The organism is Luteococcus sp. H91, from assembly GCF_038433135.1.
Taxonomy (GTDB): Bacteria; Actinomycetota; Actinomycetes; order Propionibacteriales; family Propionibacteriaceae; genus Luteococcus.
Genome location: NZ_JBCDMV010000015.1, coordinates 64132 through 72581 on the forward strand (window position 1 = coordinate 64132; position 8450 = coordinate 72581).

Below are 8450 nucleotides of genomic sequence, written 5' to 3' on the forward strand. Positions count from 1 at the left end.
GGAGCCGTGAGCAACCTGCCGATCTCCTCGAAGTACCGCAGCCAGAGCGCCCGTTCCGTCGACGAGGCGGAGCGGGAGGACCTCACCAAGCGGCTGAATGACGCCTTCACTTCCGGCAGCATCGACGGCGACACCTACCGCGATCTGCTGGACCGGCTCTACGGCGCGCAGACCCTCGGTGAGCTGGTGCCCGTCGTCGAGCACCTGCCCGCGAAGCAGACCTACGACGACCCGGCGATGGTCCGGCAGAACACCAGCACCGCACCCGGCGAGCTGGCCCCGGCCGGGATGAACCAGCAGACCGCGCTCAAGATCGGGATGGCGCTGGGCGGGCTCGGGCTGCTGCTGATCCTGGTGCTGGCCATCCTGCTCTGAGGCCTGATCGCAGCGGCCCCGACTGGCTCGGCCATCGTGGTCGGGTTCCGCGAGTGGTGACCACGCTTCCCGAGCCGTCGAGGGGCGGGCTCAGGTGGTCACTTCGCGAAGACCCCGATCACCGGATTCCACTCGTCGATGAGCACGTCGGCCACCTGGCCGAGCTGCTGGAAGGGATCCTGGCTGAGCAGCTCGCGGATCTCGTCGGCGGAGGTGCCCTGCATCACCAGCAGTGCTCGGCCGGGTGAGGTGTCGAGCAGTGGGCCGGAGGCCACCAGCTGGCCGGCCTCGGCCAGTGAGCCGAGGAAGGCGCGGTGGCGGGGGCGGTTCTCGTCCTGGACGGCAATGTCGGGACCATAGGTGTACACAACGCTGAAGTAGGCCATGCGGGCAGCCTAGCGCCCGATTTGGCTGGCCATCATGCGCTGGCGTAGAGTTGTGTGTCGGTCACCTGTGTCCAGGCGATCGTTCGTGCCCGCATCCACCCGGATGGGGGAGCAATCGAAGAGATTGAGAGTTCATGGCAAAGAAAGAGGGAGCCCTCGAGCTTGAGGGAACCGTGGTCGAGTCCCTGCCCAACGCGATGTTTCGCGTGGAGCTGGTGAACGGTCACAAGGTGCTCGCCACGATCAGCGGCAAGATGCGTCAGCACTACATTCGCATCCTGCCGTCGGACCGCGTCGTCGTCGAGCTGTCCCCCTATGACCTGACTCGCGGACGCATCGTCTACCGCCACAAGTGATCCGTCGGGACGGGTTTTCCGTCCCAGCAGACACATCCACCACAGAAACCCGGGCATCGCTGCGCGCAGTGAGACCGGGATTCGATGATCCGAAAGAGACTCTCGAATGAAGGTTCAGCCGAGCGTCAAGAAGATCTGCGACAAGTGCAAGGTGATTCGCCGGCACGGTCGCGTGATGGTGATCTGCGACAACCCGCGCCACAAGCAGCGCCAGGGCTGACCAGCCAGGCAATGCCGCCCCGAGAGCAGGCGCTCGACGGGCAATGGGCGGTGACTCGCAGAACATCGCAGGTGCAAGGTCACCCATCGCCACGGCGATGAACCACCTGCCAGACAAATCAACAACGTGAACGCAAGGCCGGAGATGAATACCGGTCGCACCCCTGGGCGAAGGCCAGGGCCCCGACGGCAGTCCCACTGGGAAGGCCACAAGGCATCGGGGACGCGTCACGCCACACACCTTCGCGGCCCAGGACCGAATGCTCCGCAACCCGCTGGAAACGGGGGAGCCCCCAGTGATGGGGAATGGGCCGAAGATTGAAAGGTAACCGCCTGATGGCACGCCTCATTGGTGTCGACCTCCCGCGCGAAAAGCGTCTCGAGGTCGCCCTGACCTACATCTTTGGCATCGGCAAGACCCGCGCCAAGGAGACCCTGGAAGCCACCGGAATCTCCGGCGACCTCCGTGTCCACACCCTCACCGACGATCAGCTGGTCGCCCTGCGTGACCACATCGAGGCCAACTACGAGACCGAAGGTGACCTCCGCCGTGAGGTTGCTGCCGACATCCGTCGCAAGATCGAGATCGGCACCTACCAGGGTCGTCGCCACCGCTCCGGTCTGCCGGTCCGCGGCCAGCGCACCCGTACCAACGCTCGTACCCGCAAGGGCAAGAAGAAGGCCGTCGCCGGCAAGAAGAAGGCGCGCTGACCTTCCGGTTGGTGCAGACACGACAGATTCCAGGAGAAAACTGACCCATGGCTACTGCAGGCCGTAAGGGCGCCGCCGCAAAGACCAAGGTGCGCCGCAAGGAAAAGAAGAATGTGGTTGCCGGACAGGCCCACATCAAGAGCACGTTCAACAACACGATCATCGCCATCACCGATCCCACCGGTGCTGTGATCTCGTGGGCCTCCGCTGGCACCGTCGGCTTCAAGGGCTCGCGCAAGTCGACCCCCTTCGCCGCCCAGATGGCCGCCGAGTCGGCCGGTCGTCGCGCGATGGACCACGGCATGAAGCGCGTGGACGTCTTCGTCAAGGGGCCCGGCTCCGGCCGTGAGACCGCCATCCGTTCGCTGGGAGCCATCGGGCTCGAGGTCGGCGCCATCGCCGATGTCACCCCCGTGCCCCACAACGGCTGCCGTCCGCCCAAGCGCCGTCGCGTCTGATCCCGAGAACACAGAAAAGGACTGATCAACAATGGCCCGTTACACCGGCCCCATGACCAAGAAGTCCCGTCGCTACGGGACCGACCTGGTCGGCAACGACAAGGCATTCGAGAAGCGCCCCTACCCGCCGGGCGTGCACGGCCGCGGCCGCACCAAGGATTCCGAGTACTCGCTGCAGCTCAAGGAGAAGCAGAAGGCTCGTTACGCCTATGGCGTGCTGGAGAAGCAGTTCCGTCGCTACTACGCCGAGGCCGATCGCGTCCCCGGCAAGACCGGTGACGCCCTGCTCCAGATCCTCGAGAGCCGTCTGGACAATGTCATCTACCGCGCTGGCTTCGCCTCGACCCGTCGTCAGGCCCGCCAGCTCGTGGTGCACGGTCACTTCCTGGTCAACGGCCAGAAGGTGAACATCCCCAGCTTCCGCGTCAGCCAGTACGACGTCATCGACGTCCGCCCCAAGTCCATGGACCTGCACCCGCTGGTGGTGGCCCGTGAGACCCACGGCGAGCGCGAGGTTCCGGCGTGGATGGACGTGCGTCCCAACAAGATGCGCATCCTGATCCACCAGCTGCCCACCCGTGAGCAGATCACGGTGGACGTGCAGGAACAGATGATCGTCGAGCTCTACTCGAAGTGATCGGTTTGGGGTGGGCCCGCGCCCACTCCGGCCGGGGCTTCGGCTTGCGCCAACCACCCTCCTCGCAAGCTCGGAGGGGGGCCAGGCCCATCCACGGCGCCGCGCCGAACCCCGTCCGGGGAGGGCACGGGCCGTGGGCCCCGAACGATTGCTTCATCCCTGACTTGCTGGATTCCTCGCCCATCGAGGGCGAAGAATCCACACCTATCGCGTCATCACATATCGGGTGGCGCATCACATGGTCCTCATATAGCGGGGGACCTGGAACGAAGGAAAGTACATGCTCATCGCACAGCGTCCGACCCTGTCGGAAGAAGTGATCGGCGATTACCGTTCGCGCTTCATCATCGAGCCCCTGGAGCCCGGCTTCGGCTACACCCTGGGCAACTCGCTGCGTCGCACCCTGCTGTCGTCCATCCCAGGCGCGGCCGTGACCAGCATCAAGATCGAGGGCAACCAGCACGAGTTCTCGACCATCGAGGGTGTCGTCGAGGACGTCACCGAGCTGATCCTGAACCTCAAGGGCCTGGTGCTGTCCTCGGAGGAGGACGAGCCCGTCACCATGTACCTGCGCAAGCAGGGCGCCGGTGAGGTGACCGCCGCCGACATCCAGCCCCCGGCTGGCGTGGAGATCCACAACCCGGATCTGCACATCGCGACGCTGAACGACAACGGCAAGCTCGAGATGGAGCTGGTCGTGGAGCGTGGCCGCGGCTACGTCTCCAGCGTGCTGAACAACAACCCGGATGCCGAGATCGGCCGGATTCCGGTCGACTCGATCTACAGCCCCGTGCTGAAGGTCACCTACAAGGTCGAGGCCACCCGTGTTGAGCAGCGCACCGACTTCGACAAGCTGATCGTCGACGTCGAGACCAAGCCCGCCATCCGTCCCCGCGACGCCGTGGCCTCCGCCGGCCGCACGCTGGTGGAGCTCTTCGGTCTGGCCCGCGAGCTGAACCTGGACGCCGAGGGCGTCGAGATCGGCCCGTCACCCGTCGACGAGCAGCTGGCGCAGGATCTGGCCCTGCCGGTTGAGGACCTGAACCTGACGGTTCGCTCCTACAACTGCCTCAAGCGCGAGGGCATCCACACCGTGGGTGAGCTGGTCTCGCGCAGCGAGCAGGACCTCCTCGACATCCGCAACTTCGGCTCCAAGTCCATCGACGAGGTCAAGCTGAAGCTGCACGAGATGGGCCTGTCGCTGAAGGACTCGGCTCCTGGCTTCGACCCGCTGCAGGCGGCCGACCGCTATGAGGACGACGTCGAGGGCGACGACGAGGACTTTGCCGAAACCGAGCAGTACTGACCCGCTCCGCTGACCAAGAACCTGGAGAACTGACATGCCTACACCCACCAAGGGTCCCCGCCTCGGCGGCAGCCCCACCCACGAGCGGATCATCCTGGCCAACCTGGCCAGCCAGCTGTTCGAGCACGGCCGCGTCACCACCACGGAGACCAAGGCCAAGCGCGTTCGTCCCCTGGCCGAGAAGCTGATCAGCAAGGCCAAGCGCGGCGACCTGCACAACCGCCGCCAGGTCCTGAAGACCATCACCGACCAGGGCGTCGTGCACGTCCTGTTCACCGAGATCGCCCCGGCCATGGCCGAGCGTGACGGTGGCTACACCCGGATCACCAAGATCGGCAACCGCAAGGGCGACAATGCCCCCATGGCCGTCATCGAGCTGGTGACCGAGGCCGTCGTGAAGAAGCCGTCCGCCTCCAAGGCCGCCAAGGCCGAGGACATCAAGGCCGACATCGCCAAGGCCACCCCGCTGGCCGACGAAGCGGCTGCCGAGGCCAAGGCCGACGACGTTGCTCCTTCCACCACCGAGGCCGCCGAGTTTGGCGAGGGCTCCTACGTGGGCGAGAACGCCCCCGAGGGCTTCGACATCAAGGGCAACAAGGACTCGATGCTCTTCCACACCCCCGAGTCGCAGTGGTACGAGAGCACCATCGCCGAGGTGTGGTTCAACTCCGCCGAGGCCGCCGAGGCCGCTGGCTTCACCAATGCGATGAAGACGGCCGCCGTTGCCGCCGAACGCACCAGCGAGGCCTGAGCAAGAACCGGGCCTTGTGACAAGGGGCGTTCCACCATTCGTGGTGGAGCGCCCCTTTGGCGTGCCCGGGCTTGCCACCGGTAGGCTCGGGGCATGACATTGCGCATTGCCCAACTGGCCAACTTCGTCGGTCCGGTCTCGGGCGGAATGCGCGTGGCGATCGACCAGCTGGGCAAGGGCTACGTCGAGGCCGGGCACGAACGGATCCTGGTGATCCCCGGCCAGCACGACACCACCACCGAGACCGAGAACGGCCTGGTGGTGCAGGTTCGCTCCCCGCGGATCACTCGCGACTACCGGATGATCGCCACCCCGTGGCGGGCGCTGAAGGTGCTGGAACGCTTCAACCCCACCTCGATCGAGGTCAGCGACAAGTGGACGCTCTCACCGGCAGCCCGGTGGGCGAAGAAGCGCGGCGTGGGCTCAGTCCTGTTCAGCCACGAGCGCCTCGATGACATGCTGGCCGGCTGGGTGCGGGCCCAGTTCGGCGTCGAGACGGCCGTCGGTGCGCTGAACCGACGTCTGGTCAAGGAATTCGATGCGGTGGTGGTGACCTCCGACTACGCCCGGGAGGAATTCGCCGATCTGGGCGCCAACCTGTGGAAGGTGCCGCTTGGGGTTGACCTGGAGACCTTCCACCCCGGCGTCGGGGCCCCGAGCGAGGACGGTCTGGTCAAGCTCTGCTACGTCGGGCGGATGTCGCACGAGAAGAACCCGGAGCTGGGGGTGGCCGCCGCGGTGGAACTGCACCGACGTGGCGTGCCGATCCAGCTCAACATGTACGGCGTTGGGCCCGACCTGGAGAAGATGCGGGTGCAGGCCGGCGACGCCCCCGTGGTCTTCCACGGCTTCGTCAAGGGCCGCGACGAGGTGGCCCGGCGATTCGCCGCCAGCGACATCTCCCTGTCGGTCTGCCCGTCGGAGACCTTCGGGCTGGCGGTCTTGGAGGCCTTGGCCTGCGGGACCCCCGTCGTCACCTCCAATCGCGGCGGCGCCCACGAGCTGGTGGATGCCACCAGCGGCGAGTACGGCCCGCCGGATGCCGCGGGCATCGCCGACGCGGTCGAGCGGCTGATCGGTCGGCTCAGTCCAGAATTGCGGCTGGCGGCCCGCCAGCGCGCCGAGCAATACACCTGGGCCAGCAGCGTCGAGAAGATGCTGCAGCTCCACGACAGCCTCGGAGGCACCCGATGAACAAGTCCTTGCTCCCGCTTGCCGGCGTCGTGGCGCTGGTCGCACCCGCGATCGCCACGGCCCCCGGCCCGGCCCCCGACGCGCAGGGGGCCAGCATCGATGACCTGGTGCGCGACTGCCAGCAGACCGGCCTGGAGGGCTGGGAGCTGGTGGACGAGGCCACCCGACGGGTGCACGAGGCCTTCGACCACACCAGCCTGTGGCACCTGTGGGAAGGCTCCGCCACGGCCCTGCGGCACGGCCACGGCTGGTCGGCCCAGTACAACGGGGCACTGAAACACGTGCTGCGCGAACTGGGATTCAAGGTGCAGGTGGTGCACGCCGCCCGGGTGCACGGCCTGGGCCGCAACCCGTGGTGGAATGCCGGCCACACCTGGCTGCAGGTCGCCCACGGGGGCCGCACCCTGGACGTCTGCGCCTCCCGGTTGGAGCACAGGGCCGGGCGGGTCAGCTTCGTCCCGGTCACCCAGGTGCGCCCGATGAACCGCTGGACCCGCAGCCTGGTCTCGCTCTCGCTCAGCCCCGTCGTCGCCGTGCAGGCCTGGCGCCAGGTGCTGGGTGGCGCCGAGCAACCCAAGTGGCTCTACCGGGGCTTCGACGAGCAGGTGTAGACCAATCGGGCTGGGGCGCTGCCAGGGTCAGGCGGCGTGGGCGCAACCCCAGGGCTGCAGGCCGCGCTGGGCGTAGAGCTTGTTGGCGATGGTGATCTGCTGCTCACGGGTGGCCAGGTTGGCCGTAGGCGCGTACTTGGTGCCGCCGTTGACCTCCCAAGTCTGCTTGTCGAACTGCAGGCCGCCGTAGTAGCCATTGCCGGTGTTGATCGACCAGTTGCCGCTGGACTCGCACTGGGCGATCCGGTCCCACATCGCGGAGCGAGAGGTGTCCAGGCCGGACTTGTCGCTCTTCTTGCCCTGCGACGCGCGTGATGTCGGGGTGCTGGAGCTGGAGGGCGCCGCGCTGCTGCTGGCCGATGGGGAGGTCGACGCGCTGGGCTGGGAGGACGCGCTCGGGCTGGCCGAGGGCTTCGCCGCCTCCTTCGTGCCGACGGTGACCTGCTCGTCCACCGGCTTCTTGGTGACGGTGCTGGAGAGCAGCTTGCTGCTGGTTTCCTTGCCGTCCTCCACGGTGACCTGCCAGATCTTGGTGGCCAGGCCGTCCTTGCCCTTGGTGACCACCTTGGTGGTGCCCTTGGCGAGATCGGTGGATTCGGTCTTGACGATCTTGAACTTGATCGCCTCGGTGGTGGTCTTGGTCTTGGTGCCCACCTTGCTGACGACGATCTCCATCCCGTCGGTCAGCCCGGTGGTGGCCGCGGGGGTCACCGTCTGGCCCTTGCCCAGGGTGATCCGACGCTCGCGCAGCAACTCGCCGACGGTGGCGGCGGTGGTCTGGACGCCCACCGGAACCTCGCCGTCCTGCGAGAGCTTGACGCCCTTCGGGGTGCTGGCGGTCACGGCCAGGCCCTCCCGGCTGAGCGCGGCGGAGCGGCTGACGGACAGCCGAGTGCCTGACTGGGTGACGCCCAGCTGGGTCAGCGCGGCGTCGACGGTGGTCGCGGTGGTCCACACGGTGGTCTTCTTGCCGTCCAGGGTGAGGGTCAGCGGGCGACCGTAGTTGACGCTGACCTGGCTGCCGTCGGTGATCTGGCTGTCCAGCGCCGGGACGACGGTGTCGTGCGGGGTGATGGTGATCTCGCTGGCCTTGAGCGCGTCCTGCACGGTGCTGCCGAAGGTGTGCACGGCCAGCGTGGTGCCATCGACGTTGACCAGGACCTCCTTGTCCATCACCTGCCAGCCGACAAGCCCGGCCACGGCGGCGACGACGGTGGTGGTGCTGGCGGAAATGATCCCGATGGTCTTCTTGTTCACGCTGCTCCTCGCTGGGTGCCACATCTCGCTGGTCCCGCGTCCAATTGTGCCGGTCAGCCTGAGATTTTCCTAAATGCCAGCGAGATCTCTCAGGAAGTTCGGAGGTTGGTGGTAATGCCGCTGCCGCGGCTTAGTAAGCCCCGGCAGCGGCGAGGCCCCCCTCCCGAGAGGGGGGAAGAGGGATGTCGG

General features: G+C 66.9%; 12 protein-coding genes. 10 read left to right on the top strand and 2 right to left on the bottom strand.

The features are described 5' to 3' along the window. Positions 1 to 6 precede the first annotated feature (6 nt). Positions 7 to 375 carry a DUF1707 SHOCT-like domain-containing protein gene (locus AAEX57_RS09145; RefSeq protein ID WP_342092030.1) on the top strand — a complete coding sequence of 123 codons (369 nt, stop codon included), beginning with the start codon at positions 7 to 9 and terminating at the stop codon, positions 373 to 375. Positions 376 to 473: 98 nt separating this feature from the next. On the opposite strand, the gene AAEX57_RS09150 is transcribed toward AAEX57_RS09145, so the two are convergent. Next, a complete protein-coding gene (locus AAEX57_RS09150; protein ID WP_342092031.1) occupies positions 474 to 761 on the bottom strand; it encodes a YciI family protein in 288 nt (95 codons plus the stop codon). 134 nt (positions 762 to 895) lie between these two features. Between AAEX57_RS09150 and infA the strand changes: the two genes are divergently transcribed. The 9 genes from infA to AAEX57_RS09200 all read left to right on the top strand — a co-directional run bounded on the left by infA (position 896) and on the right by AAEX57_RS09200 (position 7004). Further along, positions 896 to 1117, top strand: a complete 222-nt coding sequence (gene infA / locus AAEX57_RS09155) for a translation initiation factor IF-1 (RefSeq protein ID WP_094763903.1) — start codon at positions 896 to 898, stop codon at positions 1115 to 1117. Between the two features lie 106 nt (positions 1118 to 1223). Then, the gene (rpmJ, locus tag AAEX57_RS09160) at positions 1224 to 1337 is read left to right on the top strand and encodes a 50S ribosomal protein L36 (RefSeq protein ID WP_002514836.1); all 114 of its coding nucleotides are present in this window, start codon (positions 1224 to 1226) and stop codon (positions 1335 to 1337) included. Positions 1338 to 1672: 335 nt separating this feature from the next. After that, positions 1673 to 2047, top strand: a complete 375-nt coding sequence (rpsM, locus tag AAEX57_RS09165) for a 30S ribosomal protein S13 (protein WP_342092032.1) — start codon at positions 1673 to 1675, stop codon at positions 2045 to 2047. Positions 2048 to 2094: 47 nt separating this feature from the next. Further along, on the top strand, positions 2095 to 2505 hold the full coding sequence (gene rpsK / locus AAEX57_RS09170) for a 30S ribosomal protein S11 (protein ID WP_342092033.1): 411 nt from the start codon (positions 2095 to 2097) through the stop codon (positions 2503 to 2505). A 31-nt stretch (positions 2506 to 2536) separates the two neighbouring features. Further along, positions 2537 to 3142 (top strand): 30S ribosomal protein S4, encoded by a 606-nt coding sequence (gene rpsD, locus AAEX57_RS09175; protein WP_342092034.1) that lies wholly within the window; start codon positions 2537 to 2539, stop codon positions 3140 to 3142. A 280-nt stretch (positions 3143 to 3422) separates the two neighbouring features. Continuing rightward, complete coding sequence (locus AAEX57_RS09180; protein WP_342092035.1) at positions 3423 to 4448, top strand: DNA-directed RNA polymerase subunit alpha; 1026 nt, start codon at positions 3423 to 3425, stop codon at positions 4446 to 4448. Positions 4449 to 4482: 34 nt separating this feature from the next. Further along, complete coding sequence (gene rplQ / locus AAEX57_RS16240; RefSeq protein WP_446721129.1) at positions 4483 to 5199, top strand: 50S ribosomal protein L17, sunset domain variant; 717 nt, start codon at positions 4483 to 4485, stop codon at positions 5197 to 5199. A 93-nt stretch (positions 5200 to 5292) separates the two neighbouring features. Next, a complete protein-coding gene (locus AAEX57_RS09195) occupies positions 5293 to 6393 on the top strand; it encodes a glycosyltransferase (RefSeq protein ID WP_342092036.1) in 1101 nt (366 codons plus the stop codon). Continuing rightward, positions 6390 to 7004, top strand: coding sequence for a hypothetical protein (locus tag AAEX57_RS09200; protein WP_342092037.1), 615 nt, complete (start codon positions 6390 to 6392; stop codon positions 7002 to 7004). Before AAEX57_RS09195 ends, AAEX57_RS09200 begins: the two co-directional genes overlap by 4 nt. A 27-nt stretch (positions 7005 to 7031) precedes the next feature. Here AAEX57_RS09200 and AAEX57_RS09205 read toward each other — a convergent pair whose 3' ends face one another. Next, the gene (locus AAEX57_RS09205; RefSeq protein WP_342092038.1) at positions 7032 to 8261 is read right to left on the bottom strand and encodes a transglycosylase family protein; all 1230 of its coding nucleotides are present in this window, start codon (positions 8259 to 8261) and stop codon (positions 7032 to 7034) included. Positions 8262 to 8450: the final 189 nt, after the last annotated feature.

What these genes read in the sequence shown, in the direction of transcription:
- AAEX57_RS09150 (WP_342092031.1), bottom strand. Translation starts at nt 761, where the DNA reads ATGGCCTACTTCAGCGTTGTGTACACCTATGGTCCCGACATTGCCGTC.
- infA (WP_094763903.1), top strand. Translation starts at nt 896, where the DNA reads ATGGCAAAGAAAGAGGGAGCCCTCGAGCTTGAGGGAACCGTGGTCGAG.
- rpmJ (WP_002514836.1), top strand. Translation starts at nt 1,224, where the DNA reads ATGAAGGTTCAGCCGAGCGTCAAGAAGATCTGCGACAAGTGCAAGGTG.
- rpsM (WP_342092032.1), top strand. Translation starts at nt 1,673, where the DNA reads ATGGCACGCCTCATTGGTGTCGACCTCCCGCGCGAAAAGCGTCTCGAG.
- rpsK (WP_342092033.1), top strand. Translation starts at nt 2,095, where the DNA reads ATGGCTACTGCAGGCCGTAAGGGCGCCGCCGCAAAGACCAAGGTGCGC.
- rpsD (WP_342092034.1), top strand. Translation starts at nt 2,537, where the DNA reads ATGGCCCGTTACACCGGCCCCATGACCAAGAAGTCCCGTCGCTACGGG.
- AAEX57_RS09180 (WP_342092035.1), top strand. Translation starts at nt 3,423, where the DNA reads ATGCTCATCGCACAGCGTCCGACCCTGTCGGAAGAAGTGATCGGCGAT.
- rplQ (WP_446721129.1), top strand. Translation starts at nt 4,483, where the DNA reads ATGCCTACACCCACCAAGGGTCCCCGCCTCGGCGGCAGCCCCACCCAC.
- AAEX57_RS09195 (WP_342092036.1), top strand. Translation starts at nt 5,293, where the DNA reads ATGACATTGCGCATTGCCCAACTGGCCAACTTCGTCGGTCCGGTCTCG.
- AAEX57_RS09200 (WP_342092037.1), top strand. Translation starts at nt 6,390, where the DNA reads ATGAACAAGTCCTTGCTCCCGCTTGCCGGCGTCGTGGCGCTGGTCGCA.